The organism is Pigmentiphaga sp. GD03639 (genome assembly GCF_029845405.1).
In the GTDB taxonomy this organism is placed as follows: domain Bacteria; phylum Pseudomonadota; class Gammaproteobacteria; order Burkholderiales; family Burkholderiaceae_B; genus Pigmentiphaga; species Pigmentiphaga daeguensis.
This window is the reverse complement of sequence record NZ_JAOCLR010000005.1, coordinates 246337-262803: the sequence shown is the minus strand read 5'-3', so window position 1 is coordinate 262803 and position 16467 is coordinate 246337. Positions and strand designations below refer to the sequence as shown.

Here is a 16467-nt window from a genome sequence, read left to right as displayed (position 1 = left end):
GATGGCGACGTCTCCCGCCTCCATCCTGGAGTGGCTGCGCAAGCATGCCTCTCCAGGTTCGCATTTGCGCCTGGACTCCAGGGCAGTGCAGGTGGGCGACATCTTCCTGGCCTACGCGGGCGCCCGCAGCGACGGCCGCGACTTCATCGGCCAGGCGCTCGAGCGTGGCGCGAGCGCGGTGGTGTTCGAGGACACCGCGGCCGACCGCACGGCCGCGCTCAAGCGGGACCTGGCCGAACGCGGTATTCCGGCGCTGCCGGCGGCGGGCCTGAAGGCCGCGCTGGGTGTCGTCGCGTCCGGCTGGTACGGCGATCCTTCGCGCGACATGAAGGTGATCGCCGTCACCGGGACCAACGGCAAGACCTCGTGCACGCAGTGGATCGCGCGCGCGCTGACCGTCGGCGGCATGCCCTGCGGCGTGATCGGCACGCTGGGCATCCAGATCCCCGGACCGGACGGCGGCTCGCGCGCGCTGGCCACCGGCCTGACCACGCCCGACGCCGTGGCCCTGCACCGCGCCCTGGCCGACATGCGGCGCGATGGCGTCGCGGCGGTCGCGATCGAGGCGTCGTCCATCGGCATCGCCGAAGGACGGCTGGACGGGCTGCACGTGGACATCGCCGCCTTCACCAACCTGACCCGCGACCATCTGGACTACCACCCGGACATGGCCGCCTACGAGGCCGAAAAGGCGAGGCTGTTCTCGTGGCCGGGCGTGGCCGCGGCGGTCGTGAACCAGGACGACGAGGCCGGCCGGCGGCTGTTAGCCTCGCTCCAGGCCAGCGGCCGGTCCGTGGCGCTGACCGCCTATACGCTGGAACCGGCGCAAGCCGGTGATGCGGCGCCCCGGGTGCTGCGCGCCTCCGACCTGCATGCCACCGGCAGCGGAATGGTCTTCACCTTGAACTGGCAAGCCCACGCGGTGCAGATCGCCACGCCGCTGCTGGGCGAGCACAACGTCTCGAACCTGCTGGCGATGGCGGGCGTGCTGCTCGAGCTCGGATGGAGCGTGCAGCGCGTGTCGTCCGCGCTGGCGTCCGCCCAGGCGGCGGCCGGCCGGCTGCAGGCGGTGTCGGCGCCGGGCCGCGCCCCGGGCGAGGGCGGGCCGCTGGTCGTGGTGGACTACGCGCACACGCCGGACGCCCTGGCGCGTGCGCTCGACGCTCTCGTGCCGGTGGCCCGGACGCGCGGCGGCCGGCGGATATGTGTATTCGGTTGCGGCGGCGACCGCGATCCCGGCAAGCGGCCGCAGATGGCCCAGGTGGCGTGCGCCCATGCCGATCTGGTGGTGGTGACCAGCGACAATCCCCGCAGCGAGCGGCCCCAGGCCATCATCGAGCAAATCCTGGCCGGCGTGCCCGCGGGCAGCGCCGTGCGGGTCCAGCCCGACCGCGCCCTTGCCATCCGGGAAGCCGTCTTCCAGGCCGGGCCCGACGACGTCGTCCTGCTGGCGGGCAAGGGCCACGAGGCCTATCAGGAGATCGACGGCGTTCGCCATCCGTTCTCGGACGTCGAGCAGGCCGAGGCCGTCCTGGCGGCCTATCGCGCCGCGCCCACCGCCCGCGGGCTGATGACGGTGGCCGACGCGGCGCAGGCCATGCGCGGGGTCGTGCATGGCGAGGCCGGCGCCGACCGCGTGGCTTTCTCCCATGCCGGCAGCGACTCGCGCAACGTGGCCGCCGGCGAATTGTTCTTCGCCTTGAGCGGCGAGCGTTTCGATGGCCATGCCTATGTGTGCGCGGCGCACGAGGCGGGCGCGGTGGCGGCCGTGGTACAGCGTCCGGTCGATGGTGCCGGGATGCCGCAGGTCGTGGTGGCCGATACCCGCCGCGCCCTGGGCGACCTGGCGGCCGCCTGGCGCGGGCGATTCGCGATTCCGGTGGTGGGCGTGACCGGCAGCAACGGCAAGACCACCACCAAGGAAATGATCGCCGCCATCTTCGCCGCGCGCCATGGCGCCGACGGCCGGCTGGCGACTCAGGGCAACCTGAACAACGAGATCGGCGTGCCGCTCACGCTGATGCGGCTGCGCGGCACGCATCGCTGCGCCGTCATCGAGCTGGGCATGAACCATCCCGGCGAGATCGCCGAACTGTCGCGCATCGCCGCTCCCACCGTGGCGCTGGTCAACAACGCCCAGCGCGAGCACCAGGAATTCATGCACACGGTCGAGGCGGTGGCGCGCGAGAACGGCGCCGTCATCTCGGCCCTGGCTGCCGACGGTATCGCCGTGTTTCCCGGCGACGATCCCTATACCCCCGTGTGGGCCGAGCTGGCCGGCACGCGCCGCTGCCTGCGCTTCGGCCTGTCGGGCGAGGTCGAGGTCTCTGCCGCGAACCTGCGGCTGGATGCCTTCGAGACCCGCTTCCAGCTGCGCACGCCCGGCGGCCAGGCCGAGGTCGCGCTGGCCGCGGCCGGCCTGCACAACGTGCGCAACGCGCTGGCCGCCGCCGCGTGCGCGCTGGCGGCGGGCATGGAACTGGACGTCATCGCCCGCGGCCTGGCCGAGTTCGCGCCGGTCAAGGGCCGCATGCAGCGGCACCGCCTGCAAAGCGGGGCACTGCTGATCGACGACACCTACAACGCCAACCCCGACTCGGTGCGCGCCGCGATCGACGTGCTGGCCACGTTGCCTCAGCCGCGGGTGCTGGTGCTGGGCGACATGGGCGAGGTGGGCGACCAGGGGCCGGCCATGCACGCCGAGGTCGGCGCCTATGCCCGGGAGCGCGGCATCGACGCACTGTTCGCGCTGGGCGAGGCGACGCGCGACTCGGTGCAGGCCTTCGGTGCCGGCGGCATGCATGCCGACGCGGTCGAGCAGGTGGCGCCCGCCGTGATGGCGGCCGGCCCCGCGTCGGTGTTGGTGAAGGGCTCGCGTTTCATGCGCATGGAGCGGGTGGTGCAGGCGTTGCAGGCCGGCCCCCCGTCGGATCATTCTTCTATTGGTAATAAGCATGCTGCTTGAACTGGCCCAGTGGTTGTCCGAGGATTACCGGGCTTTCTCGGTGTTCAGCTACATCACGTTGCGCGCGGTGCTCGCGTGCGCGACGTCGCTGCTCATCGGCCTGATGGCGGGCCCCTGGGTGATACGCAAGCTCACCGCGCTCAAGATCGGCCAGGCCGTCCGCACCTACGGCCCCGAAACCCACCTGATCAAGAGCGGCACGCCCACCATGGGCGGCGCGCTGATCCTGATCTCCATCGGCGTCTCGACGCTGCTGTGGGCCGACTGGAGCAACCGCTTCGTCTGGGTCGTGCTGCTGGTCACCTTCGGCTTCGGCTGGATCGGCTGGTCGGACGACTACCGCAAGGTCGTGCGCCGGGATCCGGAAGGCATGCCGGCGCGCGAGAAGTTCTTCTGGCAGACGCTGATCGGTCTGGTCGCGTCGGTGTACCTGGCCTTCGCCATTTCGGCGCCGGATGCCGGCGGCACCTGGTCGCTGTTCGTCGACTGGATCTCGGGCGGATTCGGCTACCACCTGCCGCCGCGCGCCGACCTGATCGTGCCGTTCTTCAAGAGCGTGAGCTATCCGCTGGGCGTGATCGGCTTCATCGCGCTGACCTGGGCGGTGATCGTGGGCAGCAGCAACGCGGTCAACCTGACCGACGGACTGGACGGCCTGGCCATCATGCCCACGGTGCTGGTGGGCACCGCGCTGGGCGTGTTCGCCTACGTCGTGGGCCGCGTCGACTATTCCCGCTACCTGCTGTTTCCGTACATCCCTGGCGCATCCGAACTGATGGTGATCTGCGCCGCGCTGGGGGGCGCGGGGCTGGCCTTCCTGTGGTTCAACGCCTATCCGGCCCAGGTCTTCATGGGTGACGTCGGCGCGCTGGCGCTGGGCGGCGCGCTGGGCACCATGGCCGTGATCGTGCGGCAGGAGATCGTGCTCTTCATCATGGGCGGGGTGTTCGTGGTCGAGACGCTGTCGGTCATCCTGCAGGTGAGCTGGTTCAAGTACACCAAGAAACGCTACGGCCAGGGCCGGCGGATATTCAAGATGGCGCCGCTGCACCATCACTTCGAGGTCAGCGGCTGGAAGGAAACCCAGGTCGTCGTCCGGTTCTGGATCATCACCATGATGCTGGTGCTGATCGGACTGGCGACGTTGAAGTTGCGTTGAACCGTGTCGGACGAATCGCTGAACATGCAAACCCCCGTTGAAACCGCCGCGCAAGCGCCGTTCACCCTGGTCCTGGGCCTGGGCGAATCGGGCGCGGCCGCCGTGCGCTGGTGCGCGCGGGCGGGCGGGGGCCTGCGCGTGGCCGACTCGCGCGCCGAGCCGGCGGGTTTGCAGGCCCTGCGGGAAGCCGCGCCGCACGCCGAGTTCCGGCTGGGCGCGGGCGCCATGCGGGACAACGGCGGCGTGAGCGTCTTCGATCCCGCCCTGCTCGAAGGCGTCGAGCGCGTCGTCATCAGCCCGGGCCTGCCGCCGCACGCGGCGCCCGCGGGCGACCTGGTCGGCGCCGCCCGCGAACGCGGGATCCCGGTCATCGGCGAGATCGAGCTGTTCGCGCTGGCCCTGGCCGAGCTGGCCGTCTCCAGGTCGTACGCGCCGCGCGTGCTGGCGGTGACCGGCACCAACGGCAAGACGACCGTCTGCGCACTGACGGGCCATCTGGTCGAGGCCGCCGGCCGTACCGTGGCGGTGGCCGGCAACATCAGCCCGGCCGCGCTGACCGCGCTGATGGCCGCGCTGGACGAGGACCGCCTGCCAGACGTCTGGGTGCTGGAACTGTCGAGCTTCCAGCTGGAAACCACGCACAGCCTGCGGCCCGACGCGGGCGCGGTGCTGAACCTGACCCAGGACCACCTGGACTGGCACGGCGACATGCGCGCCTATGGCGCCGCCAAGGCCCGGCTGCTCGCGGCCTCGTCGGTAGCCGTGGTCAATCGCGACGATGCCCAGGTGGCGGCCATGGTCGAGCGGCTGGACGCGGAGCACGTGCGCAGTTTCGGACGCGAGGCACCGGTGGCCACGGGCGACCTGGGGCTGGACCACAGCCATGGCGTGGCCTGGCTGGCCGAGGCGGCGGCCGAGGATTTCGACGCGCCGCCGCCCAAGCGCAAGAAGGGCGAGGTCGTGACCCGTCCCGATGGACGGGTGAACCGGCTGATGCCGGTCGACGCGCTGCTGATCCGGGGCCTGCACAACGCCCTGAACGTCCAGGCGGCGCTCCTGCTGGCGCGCAGCCTGGGGCTGCCGTGGGCGCCGCTGCTGCGCGCGGTGCGCGAATACCGGGGCGAGCCGCATCGCGTCGAGTTCGTGCGCGGCATCGCCGGCGTCGATTTCATCGACGACAGCAAGGGCACCAACGTGGGCGCGACCGTCGCCGCGCTGGAGGGACTGGGCCAGCGCAGCGTGCTGATCGCCGGCGGCGTCGGCAAGGGCCAGGATTTCTCGCCGCTGGCCCGCGCCGTGGCCTTGCATGCGCGCGCCGTGGTCCTGATCGGCCGCGACGGGCCGCTGATCGCCGAGGCGCTGAAGGACACCGGCGTGCCGCTGGCCACCGGCCAGGACCTGGACGCCGCCGTGCGCACCGCCCTGGACCTCGCGCAACCGGGCGATGCCGTGCTGCTGTCGCCGGCCTGCGCCAGCTTCGACATGTTCCGCGACTACAAGCACCGCGCCGACCGGTTCGTCGATGCCGTGCAGACGTTAGCTGCCGACCGGGGGGAGGTGTAGCCCGATGAGCCTGTTCGCCGAACTCACCGGTAGCGTCAACGCCGTGCGGCCCAGCCGCACGCGGATGCTGAACTACGACGCCGCGCTGGTCACCTCGGCCCTGGCGCTGCTGCTGCTCGGGCTGGTCATGGTGTATTCCGCGTCGGTCACGCTGTCCGACTCGCCCAAGTTCGCCAATTACGGCAACTACTATTTCCTGGTCCGCCACGCGCTGTACCTGACGCTGGGCGTGGTGGTGGCCGCCGCCACGTTCACGATCCGCATGGACGTGTGGCAGAAATTCTCGATGCCGGTGTTCGGCGTGGCCCTGTTCCTGCTCGTGGCGGTGCTGATTCCCGGCATCGGCAAGGAAGTGAACGGCTCGCACCGCTGGCTGCCGCTGGGCTTCGTCAACTTCCAGCCCTCCGAGCTGATGAAGCTGGCCGTGCTGATCTACGCCGCCGACTACACCGTGCGCAAGCAGGCCTACATGCAGAACTTCGTGCGCGGCTTCCTGCCCATGGCCTGCGCGATGGCGGCCACGGGTCTCTTGCTGCTGCTCGAACCCGACCTGGGCGCCTTCGTGGTCATCGTCGCGATCTCGATGGGCATCCTATTCCTGGGCGGCATCAACGGCAAGCTGTTCGGCGGCCTAACCGCCGTGCTGGTGTCGACCTTCCTGCTGCTGATCTGGGCCGCGCCCTGGCGGCGCGAGCGGCTGTTCGCCTACCTGGATCCCTGGACCGAGGCCAACGCGCTGGGCAAGGCCTACCAGTTGTCGCATTCGCTGATCGCCTTCGGCCGCGGCGAATGGTTCGGCGTGGGCCTGGGCGCCAGCGTGGAAAAACTGCACTACCTGCCGGAGGCGCACACCGACTTCCTGCTGGCCGTGATCGGCGAAGAACTCGGGTTCGTCGGGGTGCTGGTCGTGATCACGCTGTTCTTCGTGATCGTGCGCCGGGGCTTCGAGATCGGCCGCCAGGCCATCGCCATGGACCGCGTGTTCAGCGGTCTCGTCGCCAAAGGCGTGGTCCTGTGGATAGGCGTGCAGGCGCTGATCAACATGGGCGTGAACCTGGGCCTCTTGCCAACCAAGGGGCTGACGCTGCCCTTCATGAGTTTCGGCGGCTCGGGCATCATCGCCAACATGGCGGCGCTGGCCGTGCTGATGCGGGTGGACTACGAGAACCGCATCCTGATGCGCGGAGGGCGGCTATGAACGCGCCGCGCACGCTGATGGTCATGGCCGGCGGCACCGGCGGCCACATCATGCCGGGACTGGCGGTGGCCGGCGCGCTGCGCGCGCGCGGCTGGAACGTGGTGTGGATGGGCAATCCGGACGCCATGGAAGGCCGGCTCGTGCCGCCCCAGGGCATCCCGATGGCGCCCGTGCGTTTTTCCGGCGTGCGGGGCAAGGGCCTGGCCACGCTGCTCAAGCTGCCGTTCACGCTGGCCCGCGCCGCGGCGCAGGCCCTGTCGGCGTTGCGCCGCTACCGTCCCGATGTGGTGCTCGGCATGGGCGGCTACGTGGCGCTGCCGGGTGGATTGATGGCGAGGCTGCGGGGCACGCCGCTGGTCGTGCACGAACAGAATTCGGTGGCCGGCATGACCAACCGGGTGCTGGCGCGCTGGGCCAGCAAGGTGCTGACCGCTTTTCCCGGAGCCTTGCCCGGCGAGCTGACCGGCAATCCCGTGCGGCCCGAGGTGGCCGCCGTGGCTCCGCCGGCCGAGCGCTTCGCCGGCCACGCCGGTCCGCTGCGCCTGCTGGTCGTGGGCGGCAGCCTGGGGGCGCAGGCGCTCAACGGCACCGTGCCCGCCGCCCTGGCGATGCTGCCGGCGGACGCGCGTCCGCAGGTGGTGCACCAGGCGGGCGAAAAGCACATCGAGGAATTGCGCACGGCGTATGCCCGGGCGGGAGTGGACGCCGACTGCCGCGCGTTCATCGCCGACATGGCATCCGCCTATGCCGAGGCCGACCTGGTCATCTGCCGCTCCGGCGCGATGACGGTGGCCGAGGTATGCGCGGCGGGCGTGGCGGCCCTGTTCGTGCCGTTCCCGCACGCGGTGGACGACCACCAGACCACCAATGCCAGGTATCTGAGCGATGCGCAGGCCGGATGGCTGCAGCCGCAATCGGCCCTGACGGCCGAGTGGCTGGCCGACTGGCTGCGCCAACGCACACGGGCCGAACTGGCCGAAACCGCGACCCGCGCGCGAGCGCTGGCGCATCCGCTCGCCACCGAGCGGATCGCCGACATCTGCGAGGCGGCGGCGCGACGCTGACACATCATGAGACATCGAATCCGACACATCCATTTCGTTGGCATAGGCGGCTCCGGCATGAGCGGGATCGCCGAGGTGCTGTTGAACCTCGGCTACCGCATCAGCGGATCCGACCTGGCCGACAACGCGACCACTCGCCGGCTGGCGGAGCTGGGCGCGCACATCACGCAGGGCCACAGCGCCGGCAACGTCGAGGGGGTGGACGCCATCGTCACCTCCACCGCGGTCGCGGGCAACAACCCGGAAGTGATCGCCGCGCGCAACAAGCGCATCCCGGTCGTGCCGCGAGCGGTCATGCTGGCCGAGCTGATGCGCCTGAAGCGCGGCATCGCGGTGGCGGGCACGCACGGCAAGACCACCACCACCAGCCTGATCGCCAGCGTCCTGGCGGCGGGCGGGCTGGATCCGACCTTCGTCATCGGCGGGCGCCTGAATTCGGCGGGAGCCAACGCCAAGCTGGGGCAGGGCGAGTTCATCGTGGTCGAGGCCGACGAATCGGATGCCTCGTTCCTGAACCTGCTGCCGGTCATGTCGGTGATCACCAACATCGACGCCGACCACATGGATACCTACGGCCACGATTTCGCGCGGCTCAAGAGCGCATTCGTGGAATTCACGCAGCGGATGCCGTTCTACGGCACCGCGGTGCTGTGCATCGACGACGCCAACGTGCGCGAAATCCTGCCTTTCGTCTCGCGGCCGGTCACGACCTACGGCTTCGCCGCCGATGCGCAGGTGCGCGCGACCGACGTCCGCACCGACGGTCCGCGCATGTGCTTCACCGTCAGGCGGCGCGACCGGCAGGTCGAACTGCCGCCGCTGGACATCACCTTGAACCTGCCCGGCGAGCACAACGTGCGCAACGCGCTGGCGACCATCGCGGTGGCGACCGAGCTGGGCGTGCCGGACGACGCCATCCGCGAGGCCCTGGCGGCGTTCAAGGGCGTCAATCGCCGCTTCACGCAGGCGGGCGTATTCCCGGTGAAGGCCGAACACGGCGGCGGCAGCTTCACGCTGATCGACGACTACGGCCACCACCCGGTGGAAATGGCCGCCACGCTGGCGGCGGCGCGCGGCGCCTACCCGCACCAGCGCATCGTGCTGGCGTTCCAGCCCCATCGTTACACACGCACACGGGATTGCTTCGAGGATTTCGTCAAAGTGCTGGGTACGGCCGATGCCCTGCTGCTGGCCGAGGTCTACGCCGCGGGCGAACCGCCCATCGTGGCGGCGGATGGCCGCTCGCTGGCCCGCGCCGTGCGCGTGGCCGGCAAGGTCGAGCCGGTGTTCGTCGAGGACATCGCCGACATGCCGCAGACCATCGCGGATTTCGCGCGCGACGGCGACATCGTCATCGCGATGGGCGCCGGCTCCATCGGAAGCATGCCGGCAAGAATGGGAGCGCTGTTCGCTCCGGCATCGGATCAGGAAGGGATACCGCAATGAGCGCGCAATTCGGCAAGGTCGGAGTGCTGTACGGAGGGAAGTCCGCCGAGCGCGACGTGTCCATCATGTCCGGCACCGGCGTGCACAAGGCCCTGCGCAGCGCGGGCATCGAGGCGCACCTGTTCGACACCGGCGTGCGCTCGCTGGCCGAGCTGGCCGAGGAGCGCTTCGACCGCGTCTTCATCGCCCTGCATGGACGCTATGGCGAGGACGGCACGATCCAGGGCGCGCTGGAACTGTTGCGGGTGCCCTATACCGGCAGCGGGCCGCTGGCTTCCGCGCTGGCCATGGACAAGACCATGACCAAGCGCATCTGGGTCCACGAAGGGCTGCCCACGCCGCGCTTCGAGACACTAGACCGCCGGTCCGACCTGGCCGCGGTGGCCGCCCGCCTGGGCCTGCCGCTGATCGTCAAGCCGCCGCACGAAGGCTCCACCATAGGCGTGACCAAGGTCACGGACCTGGCCGGCATGCGCGCGGCCTACGACCTGGCGGCCGAGTACGACGAGCAGGTCCTGGCCGAGGCCTTCATCCAGGGCCGCGAGCTGACCGTGGCCATCCTGGGTACCGGCGCCTCGGCGCGGGCCTTGCCGGTGGTCGAGATCGTGGCGCCCGAGGGGAACTACGACTACGAGCACAAGTATTTCACCGACGACACCCGCTACCTGTGCCCCGCGCAGCTGCCGCCCGCGGTCACCCAGCGTGTCCAGGAAATCAGCGAGGCCGCGTATCGCGTCCTGGGCTGCGAAGGCTGGGGCCGGGTGGACGTGATGCTGGATGCCGACAACCAACCCTATCTGCTGGAGGTCAATACCTCGCCCGGCATGACCGGCCATTCCCTGGTGCCCATGGCGGCCGCCGCCGAAGGCATGAACTACGAATCCCTGTGCGTGGAGATCCTGAAGGATGCCCGCTGCAAGGTTTCAGGCCGGTCTTCGTAAGAGATTGAATCGGACACTCTGTGTGGAACGACTCCCGTACCCTGAATCTCATCGCCAATACCCTGTACCTCGCCGCGGCGCTGGTGCTGGCGGCGTGCGCGCTGCTGTGGCTGGCGCAGCGACCGGTGTTCGCGTTGCAGACGATCTGGATCGAGGCCGAGGACGGCACGCTCCAGCATGTGACGCCAGCCAGCGTGCATCCGGCCATCTCCGGCCGGCTGACGGGCAACTTTTTCACCGCCGACCTGGAGCAGATGCGCCAGGTGTTCGAGACGGTGCCCTGGGTGCGGCAGGCGTCGCTGCGCAGGCAATGGCCCAATTCGCTGGTGGTGACCATACAGGAGCACCAGCCGCTGGGACTGTGGAACGAGAACCGCTTGCTCAACACCTACGGCGAATCGTTCACCGCCAACCTGGGCGAGGCCGAGGACGACCGGCAATTGCCGATCTTCGCCGGCCCGGAGGGCTCCGAAAAGCTGGTGGCGCAGCGCTACGCCGAGCTGACGCGCTGGTTCGCGCCGGTCAAGCTCGACCCGCTGCGGGTGGTGCTGACGCCCCGCTATGCCTGGCAGGTGGAGTTGTCCAATGGCGCGATCATCGACCTGGGACGCGAGCCGACCACCGCGCCCGGCACGGACACCGCGTCGCTGGAGTCGCGTGTCCAGCGCTTCGTGCAGGCGATTCCGGTGATCGAATCGCGCATCGGCAAGCTGGAACATGCGGACCTGCGCTATCCGAACGGCTTCGCGGTCACCACCGCCCGGCCGCCGGCCAGTGCCAAACCGAATCCAAGGAAACCTGCATCAACCATGCAACCTAACCAGAAAAGACCATGACTCGTGAAACCAAGGATCTGATCGTTGCCCTCGACATCGGCACCAGCAAGGTGGTGGCGGTCGTGGCCGAGATGCTGCCTGAAGGGCGCTTCGAAGTGCTCGGTCTCGGGCAGCATGAGTCGCGCGGCATGCGCAAGGGCGTGGTCGTCAACATCGAAACCACGGTCAACTCCATCCAGCGCGCGCTGGAGGAGGCCGAGCTCATGGCCGACTGCAAGATCCGGGACGTCTTCACGGGTATCGCCGGCAGCCACATCCGCAGCTTCAATTCCAGCGGCATGGTGGCGATCAAGGACAAGGAAGTCACCGCCACGGACGTCGCGCGCGTCATCGAGACCGCCAAGGCCATCAACATCCCGACCGACCAGCAGGTGCTGCACGTGCTGACGCAGGAGTTCATCGTCGACGGCCAGGAGGACATCCGCGAGCCCATCGGCATGAGCGGGATCCGCCTGGAAGTCCGGGTGCACATCGTGACTGGCGCGGTCAGTGCCGCCCAGAACATCGTCAAGTGCGTGCGCCGCTGCGGCCTGGAGGTGCAGGACCTGATCCTGCAGCCGCTGGCCTCGAGCCTGGCCTGCCTGACGCCCGACGAAAAGGAACTGGGCGTGGCCCTGGTGGACATCGGCGGCGGCACCACCGACATCGCCATCTTCACCGGCGGCGCGATCCGGCACACCGCGGTCATTCCCATCGCCGGCGACCAGATCACCGGCGACGTCGCCGCGGCGCTGCGCACGCCCACGCCCGATGCCGAGGAAATCAAGCTGCGCTACGGCGTGGCCAAGCAGGTGCTGGCCAGCCCCGACGAGCGCATCGAAGTGCCCGGGCTGGGCGACCGCGGGCCGCGCCAGCTGTCGCGCCAGGCGCTGGGCGCCGTGATCGAGCCGCGCGTCGAGGAGCTGTTCACCTTCGTGCAGCAGGTGATCCGCGAGTCGGGCTACGACGAGCTGCTGTCGTCCGGCATCGTGCTGACCGGCGGCACCTCGCAGATGCCCGGCGTGGTCGAACTGGCGGAGGACATCTTCCTGAAGCCCGTGCGGCTGGGCGTGCCCGAGTACACCGGCAGCCTGGCGGACGTGGTCCGCAGCCCGCGCTTCTCGACGGTGATGGGGCTGCTGGCCGAGGCCCGCTTGCAGCGCGTGCGCGGCCGCAAGGTGGCGCAGCAGACCGGAAATGTCACACAGGTTTTCTCTCGTATGAAAGAGTGGTTCCTGGGGAATTTTTGAAGCGATCCCCCGTCGCATACGTTGCCCGAATCGTGCAGTCCTTCGCAGTCCGATGAAGCAGTGCCCGTTCTTTGAGTCTGTGCAGTTGCAGGTCCAGAGTATCCAGTAGTTCGTTCAAATCAGTTTTTTACATGAGTCGAGGAGGTGCGTGACCGGGGAAGGTGAAACGTGAAGCGCGATCCCAAGGCGGGGTCAGTCAGATGGTCGATTCCGGCCCGATCACATTTCACATTTCACATTTCCCAGCCGCCACTTATCCGCCAGAACCCCCGGAGGTCATTATGAAATTCGAAATGCTAGACACCGATACCCGTGGAACGGTCATCAAGGTGGTGGGCGTGGGCGGCGCCGGCGGCAACGCCGTTGCCCACATGATCCGTCGCGGCGTGCAGGGCGTGGACTTCATCTGCGCCAACACCGACGTGCAGGCGCTGTCGCATACCAATGCGCCGGTGCAGATCCGCCTGGGCCGCAGCGGCCTGGGCGCCGGCGCCAAGCCCGAGCAGGGCCGCGCCGCCGCCGAGACCGCCCGCGAAGAGATCCGTGACGCGCTGCAGGGCGCCAACATGGTGTTCATCACCGCCGGCATGGGCGGCGGCACCGGTACCGGTGCCGGCCCCGTGGTGGCCGAAGTCGCCAAGGAGCTCGGCATCCTGACCGTGGCCGTGGTGACCAAGCCCTTCAACTTCGAGGGCAGCAAGCGCATGCGCATGGCCGAGGAAGGCATCGAGGCCCTGACGCAGCACGTGCATTCGCTGATCGTCGTGCTGAACGAGAACCTGTACGAACTGCTGGGCGAGGACGCCACGCAGGAAGACTGCTTCAAGTCGGCCGACGACATCCTGCACAATGCCTGCGCCGGCATCGCCGAGATCATCAACGTGGACGGCAACGTCAACGTCGACTTCGAAGACGTCAAGACCATCATGAGCGAGCAGGGCAAGGCCATGATGGGCACCGGCATCGCGAGCGGCGTGGACCGCGCCCGCGTGGCGTCCGAGCAGGCCATCGCGTGCCCGCTGCTGGAAGGCATCGACCTGAACGGCGCCCGCGGCGTGCTGGTCAACATCACCGCCAGCCGTTCGCTGAAGATGCGCGAGACCCGCGAGATCATGGACACCATCCGCAGCTATGCCGCGGAAGATGCCACCGTGATCTTCGGCGTGTCGTACGACGATGCGATGGGCGAAGACCTGCGCGTGACCGTCGTGGCGACCGGCCTGGGCCGCAACAAGGCCAAGCCGCAGCTGGTGCAGAACACCATGCAGCAGCTGCGTACCGGCACGGACAACGTGCCGGCCTACAACGCCCAGGCGGGTGGCACCAACTACCACGACTACGACACGCCCACGGTCTTCCGCAACCCGCGGGATGCGTCGATGCGCGTGCAGGCGCTGGAAAGCTCGGGCATGGAGCACCTGGACATCCCCGCCTTCCTGCGCAAGCAAGCGGATTGAGCCAAGGCTCAATCCGCTTGCTGGGTGGGTGAGCCCCCCGTACGCGCTGACGCGCGCCCCCCAGGGGGCGATGCGAGTGGACCGGCAAAGCCGGATCCACCGCATCCTGGGTCTAGTTCCTGTATCGTGAGGTCCTGGCGCTGTTGCTTCGCAGGCTGCCTGCGCTAGCACCGGTGGTACAACCCAACCAGTCCCCACTAGACCCAGGAAACCGCGGATCTGGCTTTGCCAGTCCGCCGGTTTCGCCCCCTGGGGGGCGCGCGTCAGCGCGTAGGGGGGGACATTTTTTTAGGAGTCTTCCATGACCATCAAAGTAGGTGATCGCGTCCCCGACGGTACCCTGACCGAATTCATCGCCGTGGAGACCGAGGGCTGCTCGCTCGGCCCCAACGCGTTCCAGGTCGCGGATCTGGTCAAGGGCAAGAAGATTGCCGTGTTCGCCGTGCCGGGCGCCTTCACGCCCACCTGCTCGGCCAAGCACGTGCCCAGCTACCTGCAGAACCATGATGCCCTGAAGGCCAAGGGCGTGGACGAGATCTGGTGCGTGGCCACCAACGACGCGTTCGTGATGGGTGCCTGGGCCAAGGACCAGGGCAGCCAGGGCAAGATCCGCATGCTGGCCGACGGCTCGGCCAAGTGGACCAAGGCGCTGGGCCTGGAATTCGACCTGACCGAGCGCGGCATGGGCGTACGTTCGCAGCGTTATTCCATGCTGCTGGACGACGGCGCCGTCAAGGTGCTGAACGTCGAAGCTCCCGGCAAGTACGAAGTCAGCGACGCGGAAACCCTGCTCAAGCAGCTGTAATTCCGTTTCCGGGATGGCCGCGGCAGGGCGTGCGCGGCCGTCCCGGAACCTGTGGCGGGCCACCCGCTCTAACACGGAAACGTTACAATATAGTATTAACCCGGATTCCTAGCCGCCATGCTTTGCCAGCGCACAATAAAAAGCGTCACTCGAACCACCGGAGTCGGTCTGCATTCCGGGCGGCGCGTCGAGATCACGCTGCGTCCGGCGGCGCCCAATACCGGCATCGTCTTCCACCGCATCGATCTGCCCGAGCCCGTGGACCTGCCCGCCTCCGCGATGTCCGTCGGCGATACGCGCATGGCGTCGGTCCTGCAGAAGGGCGATGTGCGGGTGTCTACCGTTGAACACCTGATGTCCGCCTGCGCAGGCCTGGGCATCGACAACCTGCACGTGGACCTGACGGCTGAGGAAGTACCCATCATGGATGGCAGCGCGGGTACCTTCGTGTTCCTGCTGCAGTCGGCGGGCATCGAGGAACAGAGCGCCGCCAAGGAATTCATCCGGGTGCTGGAGCCGGTCGAGGTTCGCGAGGGCGAAGGCGCATCGGCCAAGTGGGCCCGGCTCGAACCCTATGATGGCTTCGCCCTGGCCTTCTCCATCGATTTCCACCATCCGGCCATCGATGCCACGTCGAATTTCGCCGAGATCGACTTCGCCAAGCATTCCTACATCAAGGAAATCGCGCGCGCCCGCACCTTCGGGTTCATGCAGGACGTGGAAAACCTCCGCGCCGCGGGCCTGGCGCGCGGCGGCAGCCTGGACAATGCCATCGTGATGGACGAATTCCGCGTCCTGAACAGCGACGGACTCCGCTACGACGACGAGTTCGTCAAGCACAAGATCCTGGACGCCATCGGCGACCTCTACCTGGTGGGCAAGCCCCTGATCGCCCGCTACGTGGCCCACAAGTCGGGCCACGGCATGAACAACCAGCTCGTGCGCGCCCTGCTGGAGCGCCGCTCGGCCTGGGAATTGGCCACCTTCGAATCGAAGTCGGTCGCCCCCCAAGCCTTCCGCGAAGACTGGGTGACCGTGTGACCCCCCCTACGCCCTTACGGGCGCCCCCCAGGGGGCGAAACCGGCGGACTGGCAAAGCCAGATCCGCGGTTTCCTGGGTCTAGTACCCGTTTTTTGACACGCCACACCGTTGCTACCGCTGGCAGCCAGCGAAGCCTCCTGCCACAACCCAAGATGACCGTACTAGACCCAGGATGCGGTGGATCCGGCTTTGCCGGTCCACCCGCATCGCCCCCTGGGGGGCGCGCGTCAGCGCGTAGGGGGGGGTAACCTCCTTTTCAGTTCGGCCAGGGCCTGGGTGCCCAGCTCGGTAGCCTGGCGCGCCGGGGCGCGGGGGGCGGGGCGGGACAATTCGGTCTCTTCCAGGCGGGTAAGCGTTGCTTGAACGCGGACGGCGATTCCGTTAACCTGCCACCCTTGCTTTTCCAAGGCCGCCACCAGCCGGGGTGCCAACTGGCGCAGTTTGGCCGAATGGGCCGCGGCCGGTACCCCCAGTGTCAATTGGCCATCCTCGAAGCGCAGCACGCGGCAGGACGGGCCCAGGGGCGCGGGCAGGGCGTCGCAGACCTGGCGTTCCAGGTCCAGCAGACGGCGGGCGGTGCCCAGCAGGCTGGCGCCCTTGCCGTCACGGCCCAGGCACGCCAGCGTGGCGGTGTACTGCGCGGGGTCGGCATGGGTCTGCGGCTTGCGCCGCTTCCGGAGGGTCGCGGCGGGCCGGGTACGAAAAGTTTCGATCACGAACTCCCTGGAGTCTCGGGAACATTCAAGAGGATACGGGGCGCCG

General features: G+C 68.7%; 13 protein-coding genes. 12 read left to right on the top strand and 1 reads right to left on the bottom strand.

Annotation, left to right across the window (positions count from 1 at the left end):
- The first annotated feature begins 1 nt into the window (after nt 1).
- The 12 genes from murF to lpxC all read left to right on the top strand — a co-directional run bounded on the left by murF (nt 2) and on the right by lpxC (nt 15704).
- Nucleotides 2-2965 (top strand): bifunctional UDP-N-acetylmuramoyl-L-alanyl-D-glutamate--2,6-diaminopimelate ligase MurE/UDP-N-acetylmuramoyl-tripeptide--D-alanyl-D-alanine ligase MurF, encoded by a 2964-nt coding sequence (gene murF, locus N5K27_RS07895; protein WP_279815621.1) that lies wholly within the window; start codon nt 2-4, stop codon nt 2963-2965.
- Nucleotides 2955-4124 carry a phospho-N-acetylmuramoyl-pentapeptide-transferase gene (gene mraY / locus N5K27_RS07890; protein ID WP_087841735.1) on the top strand — a complete coding sequence of 390 codons (1170 nt, stop codon included), beginning with the start codon at nt 2955-2957 and terminating at the stop codon, nt 4122-4124. The genes murF and mraY overlap by 11 nt, the downstream gene beginning before the upstream one ends.
- 24 nt (nt 4125-4148) lie before the next feature.
- Nucleotides 4149-5687, top strand: coding sequence for a UDP-N-acetylmuramoyl-L-alanine--D-glutamate ligase (gene murD, locus N5K27_RS07885; protein ID WP_279815619.1), 1539 nt, complete (start codon nt 4149-4151; stop codon nt 5685-5687).
- 4 nt (nt 5688-5691) lie between these two features.
- Nucleotides 5692-6885 carry a putative lipid II flippase FtsW gene (gene ftsW, locus N5K27_RS07880; protein ID WP_087841734.1) on the top strand — a complete coding sequence of 398 codons (1194 nt, stop codon included), beginning with the start codon at nt 5692-5694 and terminating at the stop codon, nt 6883-6885.
- Nucleotides 6882-7949 carry an undecaprenyldiphospho-muramoylpentapeptide beta-N-acetylglucosaminyltransferase gene (murG, locus tag N5K27_RS07875; protein ID WP_279815617.1) on the top strand — a complete coding sequence of 356 codons (1068 nt, stop codon included), beginning with the start codon at nt 6882-6884 and terminating at the stop codon, nt 7947-7949. The genes ftsW and murG overlap by 4 nt, the downstream gene beginning before the upstream one ends.
- Nucleotides 7950-7955: 6 nt before the next feature.
- Complete coding sequence (gene murC / locus N5K27_RS07870) at nt 7956-9395, top strand: UDP-N-acetylmuramate--L-alanine ligase (RefSeq protein WP_087841732.1); 1440 nt, start codon at nt 7956-7958, stop codon at nt 9393-9395.
- Nucleotides 9392-10336 carry a D-alanine--D-alanine ligase gene (locus N5K27_RS07865; RefSeq protein WP_087841731.1) on the top strand — a complete coding sequence of 315 codons (945 nt, stop codon included), beginning with the start codon at nt 9392-9394 and terminating at the stop codon, nt 10334-10336. Before murC ends, N5K27_RS07865 begins: the two co-directional genes overlap by 4 nt.
- A 20-nt stretch (nt 10337-10356) precedes the next feature.
- Nucleotides 10357-11172 carry a cell division protein FtsQ/DivIB gene (locus tag N5K27_RS07860; protein ID WP_087841730.1) on the top strand — a complete coding sequence of 272 codons (816 nt, stop codon included), beginning with the start codon at nt 10357-10359 and terminating at the stop codon, nt 11170-11172.
- Nucleotides 11169-12401 (top strand): cell division protein FtsA, encoded by a 1233-nt coding sequence (ftsA, locus tag N5K27_RS07855; RefSeq protein ID WP_087841729.1) that lies wholly within the window; start codon nt 11169-11171, stop codon nt 12399-12401. Before N5K27_RS07860 ends, ftsA begins: the two co-directional genes overlap by 4 nt.
- Before the next feature lie 278 nt (nt 12402-12679).
- The gene (gene ftsZ / locus N5K27_RS07850) at nt 12680-13858 is read left to right on the top strand and encodes a cell division protein FtsZ (protein ID WP_132980572.1); all 1179 of its coding nucleotides are present in this window, start codon (nt 12680-12682) and stop codon (nt 13856-13858) included.
- 301 nt (nt 13859-14159) lie between these two features.
- Nucleotides 14160-14663, top strand: a complete 504-nt coding sequence (locus tag N5K27_RS07845) for a peroxiredoxin (protein WP_087841728.1) — start codon at nt 14160-14162, stop codon at nt 14661-14663.
- A gap of 117 nt (nt 14664-14780) precedes the next feature.
- Nucleotides 14781-15704, top strand: a complete 924-nt coding sequence (gene lpxC, locus N5K27_RS07840) for a UDP-3-O-acyl-N-acetylglucosamine deacetylase (protein WP_132980541.1) — start codon at nt 14781-14783, stop codon at nt 15702-15704.
- A 228-nt stretch (nt 15705-15932) separates the two neighbouring features.
- On the opposite strand, the gene N5K27_RS07835 is transcribed toward lpxC, so the two are convergent.
- A complete protein-coding gene (locus N5K27_RS07835; protein WP_279815612.1) occupies nt 15933-16421 on the bottom strand; it encodes a DciA family protein in 489 nt (162 codons plus the stop codon).
- Nucleotides 16422-16467: the final 46 nt, after the last annotated feature.

Coding starts and splice junctions, on each gene's coding strand:
- murF (WP_279815621.1), top strand. CDS start 2: ATGGCGACGTCTCCCGCCTCCATCCTGGAGTGGCTGCGCAAGCATGCC.
- mraY (WP_087841735.1), top strand. CDS start 2,955: ATGCTGCTTGAACTGGCCCAGTGGTTGTCCGAGGATTACCGGGCTTTC.
- murD (WP_279815619.1), top strand. CDS start 4,149: ATGCAAACCCCCGTTGAAACCGCCGCGCAAGCGCCGTTCACCCTGGTC.
- ftsW (WP_087841734.1), top strand. CDS start 5,692: ATGAGCCTGTTCGCCGAACTCACCGGTAGCGTCAACGCCGTGCGGCCC.
- murG (WP_279815617.1), top strand. CDS start 6,882: ATGAACGCGCCGCGCACGCTGATGGTCATGGCCGGCGGCACCGGCGGC.
- murC (WP_087841732.1), top strand. CDS start 7,956: ATGAGACATCGAATCCGACACATCCATTTCGTTGGCATAGGCGGCTCC.
- N5K27_RS07865 (WP_087841731.1), top strand. CDS start 9,392: ATGAGCGCGCAATTCGGCAAGGTCGGAGTGCTGTACGGAGGGAAGTCC.
- ftsA (WP_087841729.1), top strand. CDS start 11,169: ATGACTCGTGAAACCAAGGATCTGATCGTTGCCCTCGACATCGGCACC.
- N5K27_RS07845 (WP_087841728.1), top strand. CDS start 14,160: ATGACCATCAAAGTAGGTGATCGCGTCCCCGACGGTACCCTGACCGAA.
- lpxC (WP_132980541.1), top strand. CDS start 14,781: ATGCTTTGCCAGCGCACAATAAAAAGCGTCACTCGAACCACCGGAGTC.